Origin of the sequence: Paenibacillus sp. S150 (assembly GCF_019352175.1) — a bacterium.
In the GTDB taxonomy this organism is placed as follows: domain Bacteria; phylum Bacillota; class Bacilli; order Paenibacillales; family Paenibacillaceae; genus Paenibacillus_AQ.
Genome location: NZ_JACBYI010000013.1, coordinates 1 through 20,762 on the forward strand (window position 1 = coordinate 1; position 20,762 = coordinate 20,762).

17 protein-coding genes and 1 pseudogene are annotated in these 20,762 nt (G+C 56.3%); 12 read left to right on the forward strand and 6 right to left on the reverse strand.

What is annotated here, in order from left to right; all coding sequences use genetic code 11:
- Positions 1–308 precede the first annotated feature (308 nt).
- From HYD27_RS13930 to HYD27_RS13950, 5 genes and pseudogenes are all read left to right on the forward strand, one after another.
- Positions 309–801, forward strand: a pseudogene (locus HYD27_RS13930) (transposase).
- A 560-nt stretch (positions 802–1,361) separates the two neighbouring features.
- Positions 1,362–2,063 (forward strand): DUF1961 family protein, encoded by a 702-nt coding sequence (locus HYD27_RS13935; RefSeq protein ID WP_219216064.1) that lies wholly within the window; start codon positions 1,362–1,364, stop codon positions 2,061–2,063.
- Positions 2,064–2,139: 76 nt separating this feature from the next.
- Positions 2,140–2,934 carry a polysaccharide deacetylase family protein gene (locus tag HYD27_RS13940; RefSeq protein ID WP_219216066.1) on the forward strand — a complete coding sequence of 265 codons (795 nt, stop codon included), beginning with the start codon at positions 2,140–2,142 and terminating at the stop codon, positions 2,932–2,934.
- Positions 2,935–3,196: 262 nt separating this feature from the next.
- Positions 3,197–4,393, forward strand: coding sequence for a hypothetical protein (locus HYD27_RS13945; RefSeq protein WP_228745135.1), 1,197 nt, complete (start codon positions 3,197–3,199; stop codon positions 4,391–4,393).
- A gap of 11 nt (positions 4,394–4,404) precedes the next feature.
- Positions 4,405–6,762, forward strand: a complete 2,358-nt coding sequence (locus HYD27_RS13950; protein ID WP_309242063.1) for a glycoside hydrolase family 88/105 protein — start codon at positions 4,405–4,407, stop codon at positions 6,760–6,762.
- Positions 6,763–7,159: 397 nt separating this feature from the next.
- Here HYD27_RS13950 and HYD27_RS13955 read toward each other — a convergent pair whose 3' ends face one another.
- The 4 genes from HYD27_RS13955 to HYD27_RS13970 are packed head-to-tail and all read right to left on the reverse strand — an operon-like array spanning position 7,160 to position 10,441.
- Positions 7,160–8,365, reverse strand: coding sequence for an ROK family protein (locus HYD27_RS13955; protein ID WP_309242064.1), 1,206 nt, complete (start codon positions 8,363–8,365; stop codon positions 7,160–7,162).
- A gap of 32 nt (positions 8,366–8,397) precedes the next feature.
- Positions 8,398–8,688: a hypothetical protein gene (locus HYD27_RS13960; protein ID WP_219216069.1), complete on the reverse strand. Its 291-nt coding sequence runs from the start codon at positions 8,686–8,688 to the stop codon at positions 8,398–8,400.
- A gap of 56 nt (positions 8,689–8,744) precedes the next feature.
- Positions 8,745–9,557 (reverse strand): ABC transporter permease subunit, encoded by an 813-nt coding sequence (locus HYD27_RS13965; RefSeq protein WP_219216071.1) that lies wholly within the window; start codon positions 9,555–9,557, stop codon positions 8,745–8,747.
- Positions 9,554–10,441 carry an ABC transporter ATP-binding protein gene (locus tag HYD27_RS13970; protein ID WP_219216073.1) on the reverse strand — a complete coding sequence of 296 codons (888 nt, stop codon included), beginning with the start codon at positions 10,439–10,441 and terminating at the stop codon, positions 9,554–9,556. Before HYD27_RS13970 ends, HYD27_RS13965 begins: the two co-directional genes overlap by 4 nt.
- A 166-nt stretch (positions 10,442–10,607) precedes the next feature.
- Here HYD27_RS13970 and HYD27_RS13975 point away from each other — a divergent pair, with 166 nt between their 5' ends.
- Positions 10,608–11,210: a TetR/AcrR family transcriptional regulator gene (locus HYD27_RS13975; protein WP_219216075.1), complete on the forward strand. Its 603-nt coding sequence runs from the start codon at positions 10,608–10,610 to the stop codon at positions 11,208–11,210.
- A gap of 113 nt (positions 11,211–11,323) precedes the next feature.
- On the opposite strand, the gene HYD27_RS13980 is transcribed toward HYD27_RS13975, so the two are convergent.
- Positions 11,324–11,779 carry a CBS domain-containing protein gene (locus HYD27_RS13980; protein ID WP_219216077.1) on the reverse strand — a complete coding sequence of 152 codons (456 nt, stop codon included), beginning with the start codon at positions 11,777–11,779 and terminating at the stop codon, positions 11,324–11,326.
- A 131-nt stretch (positions 11,780–11,910) separates the two neighbouring features.
- On the opposite strand from HYD27_RS13980, the gene HYD27_RS13985 reads away from it, so the two are divergent.
- The 6 genes from HYD27_RS13985 (at position 11,911) to HYD27_RS14010 (ending at position 19,746) form a co-directional block, all read left to right on the forward strand.
- Entirely contained in the window at positions 11,911–12,345 is a 435-nt protein-coding gene (locus tag HYD27_RS13985) for a MarR family winged helix-turn-helix transcriptional regulator (protein WP_219216078.1), read from the forward strand.
- 294 nt (positions 12,346–12,639) lie between these two features.
- The gene (locus tag HYD27_RS13990; RefSeq protein WP_219216080.1) at positions 12,640–13,533 is read left to right on the forward strand and encodes an ABC transporter permease; all 894 of its coding nucleotides are present in this window, start codon (positions 12,640–12,642) and stop codon (positions 13,531–13,533) included.
- A gap of 1 nt (position 13,534) precedes the next feature.
- Entirely contained in the window at positions 13,535–14,431 is an 897-nt protein-coding gene (locus HYD27_RS13995; RefSeq protein ID WP_219216082.1) for a carbohydrate ABC transporter permease, read from the forward strand.
- 71 nt (positions 14,432–14,502) lie between these two features.
- The gene (locus HYD27_RS14000; protein ID WP_309242065.1) at positions 14,503–16,167 is read left to right on the forward strand and encodes a type 2 periplasmic-binding domain-containing protein; all 1,665 of its coding nucleotides are present in this window, start codon (positions 14,503–14,505) and stop codon (positions 16,165–16,167) included.
- Between the two features lie 146 nt (positions 16,168–16,313).
- A complete protein-coding gene (locus HYD27_RS14005; protein ID WP_228745126.1) occupies positions 16,314–18,134 on the forward strand; it encodes a cache domain-containing sensor histidine kinase in 1,821 nt (606 codons plus the stop codon).
- On the forward strand, positions 18,109–19,746 hold the full coding sequence (locus HYD27_RS14010; RefSeq protein ID WP_228745127.1) for a response regulator: 1,638 nt from the start codon (positions 18,109–18,111) through the stop codon (positions 19,744–19,746). The genes HYD27_RS14005 and HYD27_RS14010 overlap by 26 nt, the downstream gene beginning before the upstream one ends.
- 25 nt (positions 19,747–19,771) lie before the next feature.
- On the opposite strand, the gene HYD27_RS14015 is transcribed toward HYD27_RS14010, so the two are convergent.
- A complete protein-coding gene (locus HYD27_RS14015) occupies positions 19,772–20,665 on the reverse strand; it encodes an AraC family transcriptional regulator (protein ID WP_219216084.1) in 894 nt (297 codons plus the stop codon).
- Positions 20,666–20,762 lie beyond the last annotated feature (97 nt).

Genomic DNA, 20,762 nt, shown 5'->3' on the forward strand with positions numbered 1-20,762 from the left:
CGCAAGAAAAGAACCGGATTCATAAGATTCTGCAGGATGCCAACATCAAGCTGACGACCTTCGTTTCGGATCTTTTCGGCGTTTCCGGACGCGCTCTGCTGGAGTCGATGGTGAATGGCGAGGTGCTGGATGTGGATGAAATCCGCAAGCTGGTTCATACCCGGCTGAAGATGAAGGTGCCTTCGCTGGTCGAAGCGATGAATGGCCGACTGCGTTTGCACCACCGGAAGATGATTCGGCGTCATTGGGATCATTTGCAGTATCTGGAGAATGAAATTCAGACACTGGAAGCCGAGATTGACGAGCTCATGCAACCGTACAGGACGGAAATTGAACTGCTGGATACCCTTCCAGGCGTGGGCACCGATGCCGCGGCGAGCATCGTGGCGGAACCGGGTACCGACAGGTCTCCTTTTCCAAGTGAAGCCCATTTGGCCTCATGGGTCGGGGTGTGCCCGGCCAATCATGAGAGTGCCGGTAAAAAAAAGTAAAAAAAACAAACGCGGGAACCGAAATCTGAAAGCCATACTGGTGCAGTGCGCTTGGGCGGCGAGCAGGTCCAAGAATAACCGGCTTTCTGCCATGTACAGTCGGATTGTCAAACGGGCCGGCAAACAGAAAGCGATCATCGCTTTAGCCCATGCGATGATTCGAATCATTTACGTGATGCTTCGGGATAAAGTCCCCTATACCGAACGGGGGACCGAATATGTGAACACCCCAGAACAGACTGCGAGTTACCTAATCCAAAAACTGCAAAAGCTAGGTTTCCAAGTGGAACTGACACCCACCACGGGATAACCATTTTAAAAAAAATGAAGTTCCACGATAGGACCTCTGACAGTCAATTATCCTTTCGAGCTGTAAAGCGATAAAGCCTTTTTTCGTATAAAATTTTGCTGTGATCCTTTTCATGCCGGCATTAGCGGGATTTTGTACACTTATTTTAGGTGAATTCATTGGATATGAGGCAATTTGCCCGAATTAGGTTTACTTTTTCCCACTAGCAATTCGTTTGGGGAGCGACTGATGCGGATTAAGTTTACTTTTTCCACTTGGGTTGGCTTGGGTTCGGCTGTCAGGCAGGGTTTGGCCGGATTCCGGCCCATATTTGCTTGCTGCAACACCCTTGGAATTATTTATTGTACGAATTTGTCTGCTATGCGTATCCATGGGCCTCCGGATTCCTCGGGCGGTACGGAGCGTGAGGCGAGACGAGTATTGCTATTTGAAGAGTTCCCTGATTATAAAAGAACGGCGCAGCTGTATCCGCCTGGCTGCTGGAATCATCCGGTGGAACCCCAAGCCAAGTAACGGTTCCCAGTCAGCCTGGTGTGTTAAACAAAAAAGGAGGTGTATCCATGGTGACGGCTTCAAAAGGTGCAGACGGCTGGATTCCCGAGAACTGGCAGCCTATCTATCATAATCCGCTGGCCTCGCCGGAAGACATGGCGGGAAGCCGCCTGGAGGGAGAAGGGGCGCTGACGTTCCCGGCACGGCGGCTGCGGATGGAGAGCACGCTGGACAGCGCGGAGGGCCAAAAAGCCAACATCGTGCTCTGGCTCCCCGGGAGCTTTCCGGCGGATATGGCGGTTTCCTGGAAGTTCCGGCCGCTGCGGGAGCCGGGGCTGGCGATTCTGTTTTTCTCCGCCGGCGGCAAGGATGGGCGGGATTTGTTCGATCCTGCGCTTCCGCGCCGCACAGGGGAATATGAACAGTATCACCACGGAGCGATAGATGCTTTCCACGTCTCCTACTTCCGCAGAATGTGGGCGGAGGAACGTGCCTTTCACACCTGCAATCTGCGCAAAAGCTACGGCTTTCATCTCGTTGCGCAGGGAGCCGACCCGCTTCCCGATATTTCCGACATGGCGGAGCCTTACCGGATGCTGGTTGTGAAGCATGGGCGGACGGTTTCTTTTGCGATCAACGGATTGCCTGTATTCACCTGGACCGATGATGGCACCAGCTATGGGCCGCTGCTGTCCGGAGGCCGGATCGGCTTCCGGCAAATGGCGCCGCTAATCGCCGAATACAGCGATCTGACGGTATACGGAGAGTAAGATAGCAGATATTCTGGCGCAGCCTTGCCCGAAGAGTCAGGCTGCTGCCATATAGAAGAAGGGAGTCAGAGATATAATGGTCTATTACTGCTATCCGCAAGGGCGGCATAAGGCGCTGACGATGAGCTACGATGATGGACGAAGAGCCGACGAAAGGCTGGTGGGGCTGTTCAACCAGTACGGGATTAAGGGAACCTTTCATCTGAATTCCGGCCTGCTGGGTGACGGTGACCGCATTGCGGCAGAGGAAGTGCCCGCATTATACCGGGGACACGAGGTATCCGTTCACACCCGGTCGCATCCGACGCTGGCCCGCTGTCCGCAGGAGCAGATTGTGCAGGAGATTGTGGAGGACCGCAAAGCGCTCGAAAGCCTGCTTGGGGTGCCTGTGCGGGGAATGTCTTATCCGAACGGTTCTTTTACCAGCGGGATGAAAGGGCTGCTGCCCCCGCTGGGCATTGAATATGCGCGGACAGTCCAGACCACCGGCGGCTTCGGGCTGCCGGATGACTTGCTGGAGTGGCGGGCCACCTGTCATCATAACGACCGCTTGCTTGAGCGTGCGGAGGCTTTTGCCGGGCTGCACAAAAAACAATACCTGTACCTCATGTATGTATGGGGGCACAGCTACGAATTCGATAACGACGGCAACTGGGAGCTCATGGAATCCTTTGGCGAAATCGCCGGCGGCCACGGGGACATCTGGTATGCAACCAACATCGAGTGGGTCCATTACATGAAAGCCTGTGAACGGCTGCTGGTATCGGCGGCTCTGGATTTTGCCTATAATCCGTCGGTGCTGTCTGTATGGCTGGAGGTGGCAGGCCGGATTGTGGAAGTGCCCGGCGGACAGCGTGTCCAATTCTCCTGAAGCAGGGTTGCGGGTGAGAAGAAACGGAGGGAGCAGGATGAATATGGAAGTGAATGTGGGTGCGAATGTAGATGTGAATATGGATACGGATACGAATACAGCTGCAAATACGAAGACGAATACAGATTCAGTTACAGATACAGATACGGGTACAGATACGGTTGCAAATACAATTACGGATGCAGATGCAAAACAAAGCCAGGCTGTCCGTCCCCTGAAGCTGGCGGAGTTCGATATTTCGGCTGCCGGCCCAGGCTGTAAAATGCTGCTCGGCGATCTGGACGGGGACGGCCGCGCGGAAGTGCTGCTGGTCCAGCCGGATAACCGCCAGGATGTCCGCTATATTCCCCATCAGGTGCAGTGCCTGACCGCTTACAATCTGGAGGGGCGGCTGCTGTGGCAGAAGGGGACTCCCGATCCCGGAGCAGGCAGCCAGGGCTCGGATTATCCGGCGCAGATTTATGATCTGGACGGGGACGGCGCACTGGAGGTGCTGGCAGTCATCGACGGCCGGTTCCATATTCTTGAGGGCGCCACCGGTGCTGTGAAAGCGGTGCATGAGCTGCCCGCCGAGCATGCGCATGATTGCATTATCATCGCCAACCTGAGCGGCGGGGAACGGGCCTCGGACATTATTTTGAAGGACCGGTACCATCAGCTGTGGGCGCTGGACGCCGGCTTCAAGCTGCTGTGGACCCATACGGGCAATGTGGGGCATTATCCCTGGGTCTACGATCTGAACGGCGACGGGCGCGACGAGGTTATGGCCGGCTATGACCTGCTGGATGCCGATGGAAAAGTGCTGTGGAGCTGCCATGATCTGGACGATCATGCCGATTGCCTGTGGGTCGGGGATGTCAATGGGGACGGCCTGCCGGAGCTGGTGATCGGCGGAAGTGTCACGGTCATGTATGACCGTGACGGGCAGGAGCTCTGGCGCTACAGCGGGTCGGTTGAGTCGCAGCACCTGGCGCTGGGCCGGTTCAGACCGGAGCTGCCGGGCCTTCAGGTTGCCGGTCTGGACCGCATGGTCCGTGAGGATGACGGCAAAGGGCTGAAGGGCAAGGATGCATTGTTCCTGCTGGACAGCGCAGGACAGGAGCTGTGGAAAGAGGAGCGCACCACCTCCGGCTGGCTGACAATTGCCGAGACGGTCAGCCGCTGGCGGCCGGATGCGCCGGATTATATCCTCGCTTACCGCCGTGGCGGAGGCGTGCTGCCTGCGCTCTATGACGGCCGCATGAGAGTGGTGGCGGAATTCGGGGAGGAAGGCTATGCGGTGCACGGGGATGTGCTTGGCACCGGTATGGAGCAGGTAATTATTTATACGCAGGAAACCGCCAGCGTGTATTCGGGTGAGGCGCTGGAGCCGGCAGCGACGCGATCCCCTGGACCGCTGCCTCAGCCCAAACGGCTCTACAGCTCGACGCTGTATCCCGGCGGAGAAGTTGCATTATGAGGGGGGGCGAAGTGTCCGAGGGAATTGGTGCAGCGGAGGGAACTGGTGCGAGTGTGATTGGCCTGCCCGCGTATTTTCCTGAACCGGATGCAATCGCGGGGGCGGCCGGAGGCCGGATTGAGCCTGTTCTGGCTGCGGTAGCCGGCCGGTATATCGGCGCCAATCCGCCGCAGCTTCCGGTGTACCGGGTACATTCGCTCCGGGGCTTCCCGCGGCTTGCGGACTGCCGGTACCGCATGGACCTGGGAGAACGGTTTCCGGAGCTTGAGGACGGGCAATTTGTGTATGTCTGGGGCAAGCTGTGGAGCGCGCTTGAAACGGAGGCCCCTTTCCGCATCAACTGCTTCAGCCCGGTCAGGGTATATATCAACGGCCGCAAGGTGTTCCGCTCGAATCTGAACGACGACGTGTTCCCGGACCGGAGCGCCTATTTCCGCGCCAAGCTGGATGCGGGCTGGAATCATTTCCTGCTGGAATTCGTGGCGGCTGGCACGGGCTGCGGCGGGATTTTTGGAACGGGCAGCGTCAAGGGGGCGCCGCTGCATTTCCTGGCGCCGACGGCCGGGCGCAGCGGCCGCGAAGGCTGGGTGTACAGCGGTCCGCAGCAGGACCGGTGGACGGTCTGGCCGGGGCAGCGGCGGATCGACCCTGCCGGGAGCGCCGCCGCTGCAGGAGCTCCGGGGAGCGGGCCGCAGGCCGCCGCGCCGGACACAGCCGCGCGCGCTGCCGCGGCTGGGACGGCAGCCGCCGAAGCTTCGCTCGCGGCGCGCTGCCCGTGGTATCCGACTTCGCTGTGGTCCCCCGGCGAAGAGGCAGACGGCAACTTCTCCCGAATCTTCGGGAGTGTGCCGGGGGCAACAGCCTTTGCCTGGTGCAGGCTGGCACCGGGCAAAGGCCAGGGAGAAGCCCGGCTGCGGCTGCGCTGCCGGGGAACGGCCGCCATCGCGGTCTACGCCGATGGCGCTCTAATCGCCGCCCGTCAGGAAGCGGGCGGCGGAATGGACCTGCCGCCGCTGCTCCTGCCCGCTCCGGGCGGGCGCGACCTGGTCGTGGAGTCGGTCTGCGGCGGCGAAGGCTGGGGCTTTGAGCTGGAGCCCCTGCCGGATACGGCACAGGTCCGGTTCGTGCAGCCTTACCCGGTCGAGGGTACCTCAGATCCCTGGCTGTATCTGGGGGTGTTCACAAGCCCGAATGTGCCGGAGGCGGCCGGGGTGACGGTCATGGATTCGCTGTCCGGCCAAGGGGAAGAAGCGACATTCTGGCGGGTGGACCAGCCGGACAGCCGGGTCCGCCCCTTTCTGGAAAGCGCTTTGTACGGCCGCTGGAATTATCCGCTGGGCGTAACGCTGTACGGGCTGCTGCGGACCGGAGAAGCACTGGCCGATCCCCATTATACCGAATACGCACAGCGGCATATCGAGCAGTGCACAGCGCTGCATGAATATGCTCTATGGGACCGGGACTGCTATGGAGCCCCGGGAATCAACCACCAGCTGGCGCTCATGGATTCGCTGGATGACTGCGGCTCGTTCGGTGCGGCGATGCTTGCGGCGCATAAGCTGCGGCCCCTTCGCGGTGCAGCCCGGGCCGCAGCGGACATCGCCCATTACATCACCCATGTGCAGGACCGGCAGCCGGACGGCGCCTTGTACCGGGTCTGGGGCACCACCGACTTTATGCAACAGACGATGTGGTGCGACGATCTGTACATGAGCATTCCATTTTTGAGCAAATATTATGAATTGACCGGCGATGCGGCTTATCTTGCCGATGCGGCTGCCCAGTTCCTGCTGTACAAAAAGCGCCTGTTCCAGCCGGTGCCGGGAATTCTGCATCATGTCTATGATTATAAATTTGGCAAGCCGAACGGTGTGGCGTGGGGCAGGGGGAACGGCTGGGTGATTTTCTCGCTGGCCGAGCTGCTTGGCGTGATGCCGGAGCAGCATCCGCTGCGGCCCGGGCTGCTGGATTTTTACCGCGGGCTGTGCCGGGGATTTCTCCGGCTTCAGGATAAGCACGGGCTGTGGCATCAGGTTCTGACCGATCCTGAATCATATGCCGAGGCTTCCTGCACCTCAATGTTCATTTATGCTTTTGCCCGGGGCGTGCGCTGCGGCTGGCTGACGGAGCCCGGACCTTATGCATCCGCCGCCCTCAAGGGGTGGCAGGGCTTGACCCGCTGCTGCATCGACAAGCAGGGCAATGTATACGGCGTATGCCGGGGCTCCGGCTACTCCTTCAACAAGCTGTATTACAAAGAGGAATTAACCTGGCAATTCAATGATACCCACGGGACCGGCATCGTGCTGCTGGCGGGGATTGAGCTGCTGCGTTTGACTCAAGAGCCGGCTGGCGGCGTCTCCGGGTAGGGCTGTGTCCCCTGCCTCTCCCGGAAACTGCAGTCAAGGAAAAGGGAGCGTCTCCTGCGAACAGCGGGGGGGCGCTCCCTTTACATTTGGCCAGCCTAAATTCTTTCATTTCACTCATTTCTGAAACCGGCTGGACCACCGCAGCTGACGGGCTCAGAAAACATACCTTTATAATGCTATACAGCATACCTGAGTGGAAAAAGTAAAACTAACCGGAGGCGTTTGCCTACCCACAAATCAATAGTGGTAAAAAGTAGAACTAATCGGACCCAAGCAGCCGATATGTAATGGTTTTGCTGATTTTAAGTGTAGAAAATTCCGCTAATTCCCGCAGCGGCACGGAGACCGGCAAATTAGTTATACTTATTACACTTGATCCGCCGCGCTGCCGCCATCCTCAGCCGGTAAGCAGATTCAGGATTAGAGCGGCCGCCCCGGCGGCGACCGCGTGGTCGCTTAAGCTGCCTTTGGTGAAGCGGACCTTGTACTGCTCGCGGTAATAGGTTTTCTCCAGGGCGGTCCGCGTGGCCTCCTGATAAAAAACATCCGCCGACGAGAACAGGGCGCCGCCCAGAATGACTTCCTCCGGATGGAGAATGTTAATTAAATTGGCCAGGCCAATGCCGCAATAAGCCGCGGCTTGGGCGAATATGCCGCTCACCGCGGAATCCCCGGCCTTGAGCGCTTCAATCAGATGCGTAAATTCAATGTCCTCCGGACGCTCTGCCAGCCCGCGGAGCAGGGTGGCGCTGCCGCGCTTCCACGCCTCACGGGCCTGCATTTCGAGGGTGCGGATGGAAACGTAGGATTCCCATGCCCCGTAATTGCCGCCCGGCACGCTGGAAGGAACGCCGGAGCTCTCAATGATCATCTGCCCGACGGCTCCTTCGGTGTCGGTGACGCCGTACAGAATCCGTCCTTCGTTCATAATCGCCGAGCGCAGGCCAATACCGGCGTGCAGGTAGAGCAGCTGATGCTGCCTCCGGTCCCCGCCGGCCCAATATTCGCCGAGCAGCGCAGTGTTGGCCCCGTTGTCCAGACAAACGGGCACATCAAGAAGCTGCTCCAGCCGCTCCTTGATGCGCACCTGTGACCAGCCCGGTGCGGCAAAGCCGGCGGGATTCAGAATCGTTCCTTCCCTGCGGTCCAGGGGACCTACAGCCCCGATACCAAGCCCGATCACCCGGCTGATGTCAATGGAGGCCCGCTCCAGCATGCGCAGCATCTCGAAGTGGACGGATTCCATAAGGAACTCCGGCGTGGCATGCTCATCCATACTCCACGTATATTCATCCAGCAGAGTCAAATGGAGGTCCGCGAGCACAAGCCTCGAATGTGTCCGGGAGATTTCCAGGCCGAACACATAGCCGTAGGCGGGATTGGTCTCATAGAGAGTAGGGCGTCTGCCTCCGGTCGATTCCCCATAGCCCACCTCCAGCAGCAGGCCCCGGGCAAGCAGCTCATCAAGAATCCGGGTTAAGGTGCTGACGGTCAGGCCGCTTTCCTCCAGCAGCTTCTGCTTGGATACCGTACCTTTTTTTCTGACGGATAAGTACATATCCTTGGTTCTGGAACTGGCAATAATATCATGAATAGGCAGCACAAAAGGTCTCTCCTTATTAACGAGTATCCCGATCAGGCAAAGAGGGCAATTCCGACTAAACCTGATAATACAATGACACAAAAAGGGTGGGTCCGCAACTTCCATAACGCAAATAAGGAGGCGCCAAAAATCCCCCGGAGCATAATTTTATCGCAGGTGAAGGCCGGGCTGAGCATCCCGCTGGTGCCGGAAAACCGGCAGGCTCCATACAAAATGATGCCGGCCGCCGGCTCTGGCCATCCGGAAACCGGCACAGGCAATAAGGGCGGCAATCGCCGGGAATGCAGGGTGTGATTTCCGTTGACAGCAACAACCGCCAGCATCAGCGCAGGCAAACCTGCCGTTGCATTGCCCGTACCTGCCGCCTTTTAATAGCAGCTTACAGCGGCAAATCCCGCCGCCGGAAAATCCGGATGCCGCCGGCAAAGGCCGCCAGACCGATCAGCAGCAGCCATAGACAGCTCTGCATGACATCCGCCGTACCCTGGACAATGGGGGCGGGGCGGTAGAAGCTGAACAGGGTGAAGAAACGCAGCGCATCCAGCTTATCGCTGATTTTGCCGAGCAGGTCCAGAGTGAAGAAGCCAAAGGTGATTGCGCCGGAGATGCCGAGCGCCTTCTTCTCGTCATTGCATGCGCTGGAGACCAGGAAGCACAAGCCCCCGATGGCGAAGAACAGCAGGAAGGCCACGGTGTTCAGCTCGGTGAAGCGGCCCATGTCGAATTCGTATCTGGTGCCGAGGAACCAGCTTTTGCCGGCAAATCCCGACAGCAGGGTGACAGCCATTATAATGAAGAGGGAGGTGACCAGCACCATGGCTTGCGTGAACGCCACCTTCCGGCGGGTTGTCGGGGTAGCCAGCAGATAGGCCATGGAGCCGCGGTCCACCAGCCGGGCCATCAGCTGCGTGGAGAGCTGAACGCAAACGATGGACAGGATCAGTACCAGGATGAGACCGTAATATTCCCCGGAGATAAAAGCCTCCGCACTCGCAAAGCCGCTGTTCAGCCCGAACGCATTGCCTACCCCTTCCGGCATGGCCCGGACAAGCTCGTCAATGGCTTCCGCACTGCCGCCCAAGCCGGGATACAGCCAGATCATGAACACAATATAAAAAGCGGAGCCGAAGGCGTAGTTCATAATTCCCTTCAGGTTCACACGCATCATTTCTTTATAGAGGGGGAAATTCATTGTACAGTCGCCTCGCGATCGTAATAATTCATGAAGATGTCTTCCAGATTCTGCGTGGAGATGTCGATGCTGCGGACGGCATAACGGGCAAGCTCCTGAGTGAATGCGGTGTAGCCGCCCTGTATGGCGATCTGTACCCGGTTGCCTTCCTGAGAATCGACCTGCAGCCCCGAGGCGGCAAACCGTGCAGCATCCTCCGGGGTTTCAAAAACAACCTCGAACAGCTTGCGCTGCATCGACTGCAGCTCATGGATGTTTTTGACGGCCACGATGCGCCCGTCCTTGATTATCGCGGCGCGGTCACAGGTGCGCTCGATCTCCTGGAAGCTGTGCGAGGACATCAGAAAGGTGGTTCCTGCGGCCTTTTCTTCCAGCACCAGCTCAATAAATATACGCTGCATCAGCGGATCAAGCCCGGAGGTGGGCTCATCCAGAATAATCATCCCGGGGCTGTGCATGAAGGCGGCCACAATGCCGACCTTCTGCTTCATGCCCTTGGACATTTTGCGGATCGGCGTGGCGGCATCGAATTGCAGGCGCTGAATCAGGCGCTCCCGCTTGGAGGTATCCTTCACTCCCTGCATCGAGGTCATGAAATTCAGAAAGCTTGTGCCGGTCATGCCGTCGATAAAATTAATCTCCCCCGGCAAATATCCGGTCAGCTTCTGCACCGTTCCCTGCCCCTTCCAGGCATCCAGCCCGCCGATGGTCACTGAGCCGCGATCCGGCTGCATAAACCCCATGATATGCCGGATGGTTGTGGATTTGCCCGCCCCGTTGGGGCCGAGGAATCCGAACACCTCGCCTTTATTTACAGTGAACGATACATTGTCTATGCCTCTGCCGTTTGCAAACCGCTTGCTTAGCCCTTCAACCTTCAGCATGCCGCCACCCCTCGCCATAAAATAATGAAATATTATTGATTGATTATTTCATATGTTATAATAGTCCCGGGATGATGCGAAGTCAACATAATTATGAAATTTTTTATATGGAATATTTCATTAATTTTAAAATAGTGCAATCATTATAGAGGTTAGGGTGAAGCAAATGAACGGATTCGAGAAGCGGGCCGCTCTGATCAGGAGCAAAATTATGAAGACGACGATGGAGCTGCTGAAGACCTGGGAGGCCAGACGGCTGCGGATTGCCGATATTGCCAAGGCGGCGGGGGTATCCCAGGTGACAATCTACAATTATTTTGGCAGCAAGGAGGCGCTGCTCAGCGAGTCCTTTAAGGATTTTGTGGACGAAGCCATTCTGGAGTTCGAGGAAGAGATGCGGCTGCGGAAAACCTTGAAGGAGCGGGTCACCTACTTTATTTTCAAGGATAAGGAAGCCTACTCCAGTCTGGACCCTGCGCTTGTCAAAGAGCTTATGGTCGAGGATCAGGTCATGTACCAGTACATTCAGCAGCAGTATGATGACAGGATGGTGCCGCTGATGGCCCAAATGGTGGCGGAGGGCAAGGCGAGCGGAGAAATTTCACAAAAGGTGTCTGTGGAAGCGGTGCTGCTGATGATTCAGATGTATATCAAGAGCTCGGGAGAGATGCTGGACAGCGTGGCGAAGCATGAGGACAAGGAGAAATTTCTGGATGAGCTGTTTCATATATTTTTCTATGGGCTGTGCGGACGGGAGCTGGAGGAATGAAGAGCGGATGCTGTTAAAATAAAATACAGCCCCGGCCGGAGTGCCCCGCTTCTAAAACCTGGCAGCGGGCGATCGGCTCTGGAGCTGTACCGGCGGAACCGGAGGATTGCGGGTTAGAGCAGAGTTTTGAAGCTGTGACGGATTACATCGCCCCGGCTGATAATGCCGACAAGCACACGGCTGCGCTCCACCGGGACCTTTTTGATCTGTTTTTTGCCGAGAATGGCGGCAATTCGTTCAATATCCTCGTCCCAGGGAACGGTGATGACCTTCTTCTTGGCGATAGCCATGACGTTCAGGTCCAGCAGTCTGCGGGTGCGTTCCTCAAACTCCTCGTTATCCCCGACGAATACGTTGATCTGAAAAAAGGAATCGACGATCAGATCCTCATGTCTGCCGATATAGCGCATAATATCCCCATCGCTTAAATACGCGACAATTTCATTTCTGTCATTGACTACAGGCATGCCGCTGATCCGGTATTGAATGCATCTCTCGATAAAGGTGCGGACCGTATCGGCTTCCTTGACCTTGTATACCTGTCTGACCATAAATTCATGAGCCTTCATAATTTCCCTCCGCAGCGTGGCATTCCGGCAAATAACTTGTATAATGAAAGTATATACTTGTATTATACAAGCGGAAATGGTAATGTCAATGATCATACTATGCATTTTTACTAAGAGAGGATACTGCTGTCATGGGAAATTCAGTGGATGTCATAGAACTGGAGATGGCCATTCTGGTGCGCAATCTGGTTTCAATGACCACCTATAAAAAAATCGGCAATCTGGACCGCTCGGCCTATCTGCTGCTGCATCAAATCGCCTCCCGGGGCTCAGCCGGGGTGAAGGCACTGTCCGATGAATTCCATCTGGATATTTCAACGGTAAGCAGACAGGCGGCGGCGCTGGAACAAAAGGGTTATGTCAGCCGTATTCCGGACCCGCTGGACGGGCGGGCTTATTCGCTGCAGATGACGGACCTGGGCGAGGAAGTGCTGAATGAGAACAAGCAGGCGCGGCAGGAGAGCATAGGGAAAATGCTCAGCAGCTGGAGCGATGGGGAACGCGTGATTTTTGGCGAGCTTTTGCGGAAATTCAATACTGCCATTCTTGAAGAAGCACCGGAGTAGGACTGGCTGCTTCAGTACTGGTGAATTTTTTTTTGCACCCGCATAGGCCGGCCTAAGCAGGCAGCTTACCGTCCGCTCCGTCTTTGATATTTAGGCAGGTATGATTGCAGGCAAAGAGCTCCCGGCAAGCACGGGGGCTCTTTGCCTGCAACGCTCCGGAAAGGACATGCGTCTGCCTCCGCAACTTCCAATCAAAACGATATAAATCCAACCGTTGTTATATGGATGCGCTTTCAAGCGGGCTTTATACTGTACATAAATAGAATAAATCAAGCTGCTGAAAGAGGTGATGAAATGCCAGAAAAACTATCCAAATACCGTTGGCAATACATGATGCTTCTGCCAGCCGTGGTGCTGCTGTTCCTGTTCAATTATATTCCCATGGCCGGTATTCAAGTTGCTTTCAAGGACTTTCATATCGGCGGGACGATTTGGAGCAGCTCATGGGTGGGCACGGAAAATTTTTCTTTTTTGCAGGATAGCCAATTCTGGGTGGTGGTGCGCAATACGATATATATCGCCCTGCTGAAATTTATATTCGGGTTTCCCGCGCCGATTATTCTGGCCCTGCTGATTAACGAGGTCAGGAACAATGCCTTCAAGCGCTTTGTCCAGTCCGTCAGCTATCTGCCCCACTTCTTCTCGTGGATCGTGGTCGCCTATATCCTGCAGTCCCTGCTGACCCTGGACGGCGGTCTAATCAACCAGCTTATCGTCAATCTGGGCGGCGATCCGGTGTTTTTTCTCGGCTCGACGGAGTGGTTCCGGCCGATGGTTGTGGTCAGCGGCTTGTGGAAGGAGGTGGGCTGGAATACGATCCTGTATCTGGCGGCGATCACAACCATTGATCCCCAGCTGTATGAAGCCGCCAAGGTCGAAGGGGCCGGGCGAATGGCTCAAATCCGCCATATCACCCTGCCGGGCATGATGCCGACGATATCCATTGTGCTGATTCTGAGCATGCCAAGCCTGATTACAGTCGGGATGGACCAGATTTATCCGCTGATGAATCCGGCCAACCAGCCGGTGGCGGATGTGCTCGATACCTACATTCTCCGCAGCGGCCTGCAGCAGGGCTATTTCGGAATGGCGACGGCGGTGGGCCTGCTGTCTTCGGTAATCAGCCTGCTTCTGGTGCTTGTGACGAACCAGCTGGGGCGCAAATTCAACGGAGAGGGGCTGTGGTAGCATGAAAACCTCAACAAAAGACAAGGCCGCACAGCTTGTCATTATTCTGCTCCTGACCCTCCTTTGCGTCTCGGTCATCTATCCGTTTCTATATATGCTGGCTGTCTCGCTGAACGTCGGCAGTGATGCCGCCAAAGGCGGAGTCTATCTGTGGCCGCGGGAATTTACCCTGTACAACTATGAAATCGTGCTCGGCAACGCCGTTATCCGCCATGCCTACCTGATTACGGTCTTCCGGACCCTGCTCGGGACAATTATCGGGCTGCTGGTCACGCTTCTCGCGGCCTATGGCTTGTCCTACCGGCAGCTGCCGCTCAGACGGCAGATTCTCGGCTATGTCCTGATCACCATGCTGTTCAGCGGCGGATTGATTCCGCTCTATATCCAGCTTAACCACCTGTCTCTGCTCAACTCGTTCTGGGTATACATCATTCCTTCGGCGTTCTCGGCCTGGAATATGTTTGTCATGATGAAGTTCATTCAGGGCATTCCCGAGGCGCTGATCGAATCGGCTGAAATCGACGGCGCGAATCCGCTGCGGATTCTGCTTATCATCGTGATGCCGCTCTCCAAGCCCATGCTGGCAGCGCTGGGCCTGTTCACCGCAGTCTGGCACTGGAACGACTGGTTTGCCGGGGCCTTTTATGTGACCGACCAGAATCTGATTCCGGTGCAGACCTTCCTGCAGCAGCTGCTGTCGGCCCAGGATATCTCGGCGGTTCTCGGCTCGAACAACAATCAGGAAGCGCTGGCCCGGGGAAGCATGCTCTCCAATGTGACCTTAATGTCCGTCAAGATGGCCACCGTAATGGTCAGCGCGCTTCCCATCCTCTGCGTGTATCCTTTTTTGCAGAAGTATTTTGTCAAAGGGGTGCTGATCGGCTCCGTTAAAGGCTGAGGAAGCAAGGAAATGTGCACCGGGTATAAGGAAATTTTGATACCAATTCTGAATCAAGAGGGGGACAAATCGTGAAGTTGCATACCGTGAAATTGCATACATGGAGAAGCAAGGGGGCGGCGGTTCTGGCCATGGCCGTGCTGTTGTCCGGATTGACGGCCTGCTCGGGCAAGGCAGACGAGCCGGCGGGTGAAGGGGCCGGGGCCTCCAATACCTTCAAGCTGTGGCTGGGCTGGCCGGCGATGCTCAACAATGACAGCATGGTCCAGAAGTATTGGAGAGAACAGGAGCCGGGCGTTGACGTACAGCTTGAGGCTACACAGGGCGATGCCATGACCGAGCTGAATCTGAAGCTGAATACCGGCGGCTTTGAGGATGCGGCGATATTCGCACGCGGTGATGTGGTAACGAACGCAATGATCCGCTCGAACAGTGTTCTTTCACTGGAGCAGTATTTCGATATGCCGGACAAATATCCGGGGCTTGCCGCAATTCCGAGGCTGTATCTGGAGCAAATGAAGGATGCCGACGGACATATCTGGTCGATTCCGACTTGGTTTGACCAGAACCCGGAGGACCCGTGGCCGGGCTGGGCTTCCTACGGCTGGTTCATCCGTGCCGATGTGCTGGAGAAGACGGGTATGACCAAGGATGAGCTGAAGACTATGGACGGTGTGGAAAAATATTTCAGACTGGCGGCGGAGCAAAAGGACGCAGCGGGTAAAAACCTGCTTCCGCTCAGCTTTCTGTCCGATGCCAATGATGAAAATGTGATTCTGAGCACCTTCGGCGTGACCGTTGGCTCCGCAGGCGGCGTCATTCCGGTGGAGAAGAATGCCGACGGCTACCAGTTTATTTATGACAATCCCCAATATAAAGCCGCCTACCAGTGGATGAACAAGATGTACAGGGAAGGCCTGATGGACCCGGAAGCGATTACGGACAAGAAGGAACGCTACAAGGAAAAGAACAAAAGCGGCCGCATAGCCATGAATGCGGGCGGTTTCTTCAACATGGATGCTACCCTGTGGGAGGTGCTGGACGGACCCACGGAACCTGCCTGGTATTATGAGGCCATTCCGTATCCGCAGATCAGCGGTGTGGACGGTGTCGGAGCCAATCAGATCATCAATCCGTATCCGGCCAATGATGTATATATCAACAAAAATACAAAGAATCTGGAGGCGATCCTCTCCTTCTTCGACTACACGCTGCAGCAGAAGCCGGAGCAGCAGCAGGTGGTAAATGAAGGCCCGGCCGGCGTGTTCTGGGATTGGGTGGACCAGCCGCTCGGAAAATGGCTGTATACGGATGAAAATTACCAGCAGCTGCGTAATTCCGGTGATCAGGCCAAGAAGGCCAGCACAACGCCCGAGCTCTACGCCGTCTCTTCCTACAGCAACGAGTGGTATCCGTGGTGGAATTACGGCGTCACCGAACCGGAGGGGAGGCTCAAGACCATTGAATTCACCGAGGCGCTCGGCAAGATGGGCGGTATCCGTGTAGCCGAGGATTATGATATGGTGAAAGCCAAGCCGGGCGGCCTATGGGAGAAATATCTGCCCGAGCTGGAAAATGTGCGCAAGGAGTACAAGGCCAAGCTGATCATGGCCGGCGATGAGGCGCAATTTGAGCAGGTCTGGACGGATTTTCAGTCCGCACTGGAGAAGCGTGCGCACTGGAGCGGGCTTAAGCAGGAATGGCACGAGGAATTGCAAAGCCTGTCCAGCAGCTAGAGGTTCCGGTTCTTGTTGAAGGCACCGGCAAGGCGGCATATAGGATAACGGGAACCTTTCCGCGTCGGGAAGGCTTCCCGTTTATTCCTGCTTGAGGGAAGCATTGCGGGACAGCATTGCTGTTGCTGTGAAAGGAGGCTTGAGCCTTGCGGCTATGGCTGGAGAGAACCATTATCGGCTTCACCCGAAGAATGAACCTGCGCGGCAAAATCTTCATCATGTATGTCATGATTCTGCTGATTCCCACGCTAATTCTGGGCAGCGGCGCGATTTATCTGGTCATCCGGAGCTTCCACCACAGTTATTTGATCAACGCGGACGAAACGGTGAGGCAAACGGCGCGCAATATCGATTTCGGCAAGCAAAGCTATGATCTGCTTGCTGTCCGCACCGCCACAGACGGCGAATTGGTGGCCCGGCTTGGAAGGGAGTACACCGATCGTGCAGAGATTGTGGATACGGTGAATTATGTGGACCGGACCTTCCTGATTACCAGTAAATATTTGCCGGGAATTGCCGATTTCCGGATTTATCATACCAATGAAACACTGGTTCAGGATGGGCAGCTGCTGTGGAGGCCCGAACCCCGGATGCTCGCCGGTATGGATGAGCGGGACTGGTTCAACGCTGTGGCCCAGGCACCGGAGGCGCTGCGCTGGAGCAGTGTCCCCGGTAATCCCGACCGGATAGTCATCTCCCGCAAAATCATCAGCCCAACCGGAGATGTCCTGGGCGCCGTGTACATTCTGCTGAACTATGATACCGTATTCGGCGAATTGCTGGGCCGGCCGTTCAACAACAGCGGCAGCCTGTACGTCGTGGATCAGGGGCAGCAGATTCTTGCCGCAACGGAGAAGGAGCGGATTGGCCGCTATATGCGCCTGCCGGATGGAACGGGCCCCGGGCAGCTTCGGGATGAACCGGGGATATACGACCCGGCCGGCACCAAGGCGCTGGTCCTGGGCAAGCCGCTGTCATCAGGCTGGACTACCGTGGCAGTTATACATACCCGGTATATGACCGGCCAGGATTGGACAGTGCTTGTTCTCATAGTCGGCATCACCGCGTTCTTCCTGATGCTGTCGATCTTCCTGATGCTGACCATCATCCAGAACATCGTGCTGCGCATAAGGAGGCTGGGCAACCGCATGAGCGATCTTTCGCGCGGGGAATTTGCCGTGACGTTGCGCAGCTACGGCCAGGATGAGCTGGGGGAGCTGGAAGGCGTCTTCAATTTCATGTCGGGCCAGCTCGGCAAGCTGGTTGAGGATATCAGGAAGGCCGGATTGCAGGAGAAGGAACAGGCCTTCAGGGCGCTGCAGGCGCAGATCAATCCCCATTTCATCTATAATTCCCTCAGCCTGATCCGCTGGCGGGCGCTGGATATGCAGGACGGCGAGCAAATAAGGATTATTGACGCCCTGACCGTCTTTTACCGGCTGACATTAAACAACCGGATCAGCGTGGTGCCTGTCCGTGAGGAGCTGGAGCATGTTAAGGCTTATATGGAGATCCAGCAGCTGCGGTATCCGGGCCGGGTGCGTGTGGAATGGGAGATTGACCCGGAGGCCCGGGTTTTCTATACGGTCAAAACGATTCTGCAGCCGATTGTGGAGAACTGTTATCAGCATGGCTCCATTACCCGGAAGAAGGATGCGGTGATTGCAATATCCGTACTGCTCAGGAGCGGGGATATACGGATGTCCGTGTATGATAACGGACAGGGAATTCCGCAGGATTCCCTGCAAGCGATGAATGAGGGAAGAAGCTATAAGGGCAAAGGGAACGGATTCGGAACCGCCAATATCAGGGAACGGCTGGCCCTTTATTTTGGCGGCGAAGCGGCACTGCAAGTAGAGAGCGAGGAAGGCCGGTGGACACGGGTCTCCATCCGGTTCCCCGCCTGCTCCGGGCCGCTGACACCAGGGGAGGGGATACAACATGCTGAACGTGCTGATAGTCGATGACGAGCCCTCCAATATTCAGGGGCTTGTCCGTTATATCAAGTGGGAGGAGCTTGGTTACGAACAGCCGGTGACCTGCGAGTCCGGCGGGGAAGCGCTGGAAATACTCGGCGGGTCGGTGTTTGAGGTGCTGATTACGGATGTCTCCATGCCGGGAATGAACGGGATTGAGCTGGTGGCCAGAGCCAAAGCGCTTCATCCTCATCTGCAGGTTCTGATGATCAGCGGCTACAATGAGTTTGAGTTTGTCCGCGATGCCATTGATGTCGGAGCGCAGGCCTACGTCTTGAAGCCGCTGAAGCCGGAGGAGGTCTCAAGCCGTCTGGCAGCCATGCGGGGAACACTGGAGAAGATGAATGCGATTATCGAGCAGACCAGCGAATTGGAGAAAAAGGTGTCTGAAAGCATCAAGCTGGCGAAGGAGCGCTTCGCCGCCGATTTGATCGGCGGTATTGCGCAAACGGATGAGATGCTGGCCTCATGGGAACGCCTGCTGGAGCTTCCGGCGGTCAAGCAGGGAATCCGGATCATTGTTTTTAGCCTGGACCGTTTCCTTGCCCCGGGTAAAGAGGCGAAGGAGCGGGTGCTGCTGGGGAGCGTATTCAGGAGAACGGTTGATATCGGGCTCTCCGATTTGGAGCCGTTGCTGTTCCCGGCACAGACAGCTCCTGATGAAATTGTGGTCCTGGAGCTTAATTCGGCGGCGGAGGACCGGGCGAGGATGGAGAAGCAGCTGCGGTTTATCCAGGAGATGATGCTGGAGCAATGCGGCTCGACGGTTACCGTCGGCTGCAGCCGGTTGGGCAGCCGCTGGGAAGACGCCCCGCTTCTCTACAAGGAGGCCAGATTTATGATGGCGCAGTCACGCCTGATAGAGGATGGCCAGATTGCCCGCTATGAGCAGCTTGACTCTGCGGAGTTTAAGGATTACCGGCTGCGCGAGGAATTGATGCCGGACCTGGTCAAGCTGATGGAATCCGGCGATACCGCCGGAGCCATGGAGCGCTTGAACCGCATTTTTGACCTGCTGCTGTCCCGGGAGCGGGGCCCCGTTTCCTTTTCGTATGTGCAGGCTTTCGGCATGAGCTTCCTCAGCGAGCTGATCCGGTCGCTCAAATGGGGCGGCAGGCCGGACGGGGAGAGCAACATGCTTATGTGGCGGCAACTGCTGGATTCCGGCAATACCGGCCAGATTGTCGAGGTGCTGGCTGAATATGTCGGCCGCTATATGCTCATTGACAAGAATGAGCATATGAATCAGCAGCACAATCTGATCCGCAAGGTGGCGTGCTTCATTGAGGAAAGGGTGCGGGAGAACTGGACCGTCAAGCAGTTGTCGGAGCAGTTTAACCTCAACGCCAGCTATTTAAGCGTATTGTTCAAGAAGGAAATGGGCATAACGATCTCCGACTTTGTCCAGGAGACCCGGATCAGGCTGGCTCGCGAGCTGCTTCAGGACCCCGGCATCAAGGTATATGAAGTGGCCGACCAGGTAGGTATTCAAACCTCGGCATACTTCACATATTTGTTCAAAAAGATTGTTGGACGCACCCCCCAGGAGTACAGGGATTACCACGGTGCCGGGGGGGAAAGGGAAGACGGACGGCGCTCCTGACCTCTGCGGACGGTACCCGGGCTGGTTAGCCTTTTCTGGTCTCCCGGTACTCAGAGGGGGAGCTGCCCATTATTTTTTTGAACAGCCTGGAGAAATAATAGGGGTCATCGAACCCAAGCCGGTGGCTGATCTCCTTGATGCTTTGTTCCGTCAGGTCCAGATGCTGGCAGGCCAATTGAATTTTCAGCCGGAGATAATAGTCGATGGGCGGGTAGCCTGTAGCCTTTTTGAACAGCTGCGTGAAATGCGGGATCGAGAGATTGGCCTGCGCCGCCAAATCGCCCAGTGATATATGCTCCTCCAGATGCCCGGTCATGTACCTCACCGTGCGTTCAATATCGTGCTTATTGCGCTGCTGGAGGCTGCTGAGCGGCTGAAGCCGGGAGAACCGCAGAATGGCGGCCAAATGGCAGGCCAGCTGCGATACATAGATGATATGGTTCAAGGAATATCCCTTTTGCAGCAGCTCATAGCATTCGTCGAACAGCTCCACGATTTTAAGCGATTTTTCGACCGGAACCGGGATGGGCTCTGCATGTCCGTCAACATCCGGAAAAAAATCGGCGGCGTTCTCTCCTTTCATATGCCACCAGTAAATACTCCAGGGATGCTCTTCGGAGGAAGCATACTCATGCGCGGTCTGCGCAGGGATCACAACGGCTGAGCCTTTTTGCAGCACCTGCACTTTGCTGCCGTCGAGACGGTACCAGCCCTCCCCTTCAGTGCAATAGATCACTATGTGCGCCCCGCTGCCCTCCGGGCGTTCACGGTAGTGGTGCAGCGCGTGGGGGAAGTAGCCGATATCCGTAATATGCAGCGGGCGGATCAAGGGATGCTGTGCGTATTCTTTCATAATATGGTCCGGCAGGACGATTAATTTCTGCGAGCTGAAGCCCTCTTGAATACGAATGTTTTCCATAGTTATACTATGCTTCCGCAGCCCCCGCTTGTCAAACTCTAAATCGGATAATAATCATAATATAATCCAGTATGATCATGAAATAATCAATGGTCTC

Excerpts from the sequence above, each read along its gene's own strand:
- HYD27_RS14010 (WP_228745127.1), top strand. The coding sequence starts at position 18,109 with ATGCTGAACGTGCTGATAGTCGATGACGAGCCCTCCAATATTCAGGGG.
- HYD27_RS13965 (WP_219216071.1), bottom strand. The coding sequence starts at position 9,557 with ATGAATTTCCCCCTCTATAAAGAAATGATGCGTGTGAACCTGAAGGGA.
- HYD27_RS13940 (WP_219216066.1), top strand. The coding sequence starts at position 2,140 with ATGGTCTATTACTGCTATCCGCAAGGGCGGCATAAGGCGCTGACGATG.
- HYD27_RS13945 (WP_228745135.1), top strand. The coding sequence starts at position 3,197 with ATGCTGCTCGGCGATCTGGACGGGGACGGCCGCGCGGAAGTGCTGCTG.
- HYD27_RS13985 (WP_219216078.1), top strand. The coding sequence starts at position 11,911 with ATGGGAAATTCAGTGGATGTCATAGAACTGGAGATGGCCATTCTGGTG.
- HYD27_RS13990 (WP_219216080.1), top strand. The coding sequence starts at position 12,640 with ATGCCAGAAAAACTATCCAAATACCGTTGGCAATACATGATGCTTCTG.
- HYD27_RS13970 (WP_219216073.1), bottom strand. The coding sequence starts at position 10,441 with ATGCTGAAGGTTGAAGGGCTAAGCAAGCGGTTTGCAAACGGCAGAGGC.
- HYD27_RS13980 (WP_219216077.1), bottom strand. The coding sequence starts at position 11,779 with ATGAAGGCTCATGAATTTATGGTCAGACAGGTATACAAGGTCAAGGAA.
- HYD27_RS13995 (WP_219216082.1), top strand. The coding sequence starts at position 13,535 with ATGAAAACCTCAACAAAAGACAAGGCCGCACAGCTTGTCATTATTCTG.
- HYD27_RS13960 (WP_219216069.1), bottom strand. The coding sequence starts at position 8,688 with ATGCTGGCGGTTGTTGCTGTCAACGGAAATCACACCCTGCATTCCCGG.
- HYD27_RS13935 (WP_219216064.1), top strand. The coding sequence starts at position 1,362 with ATGGTGACGGCTTCAAAAGGTGCAGACGGCTGGATTCCCGAGAACTGG.
- HYD27_RS13975 (WP_219216075.1), top strand. The coding sequence starts at position 10,608 with ATGAACGGATTCGAGAAGCGGGCCGCTCTGATCAGGAGCAAAATTATG.
- HYD27_RS14015 (WP_219216084.1), bottom strand. The coding sequence starts at position 20,665 with ATGGAAAACATTCGTATTCAAGAGGGCTTCAGCTCGCAGAAATTAATC.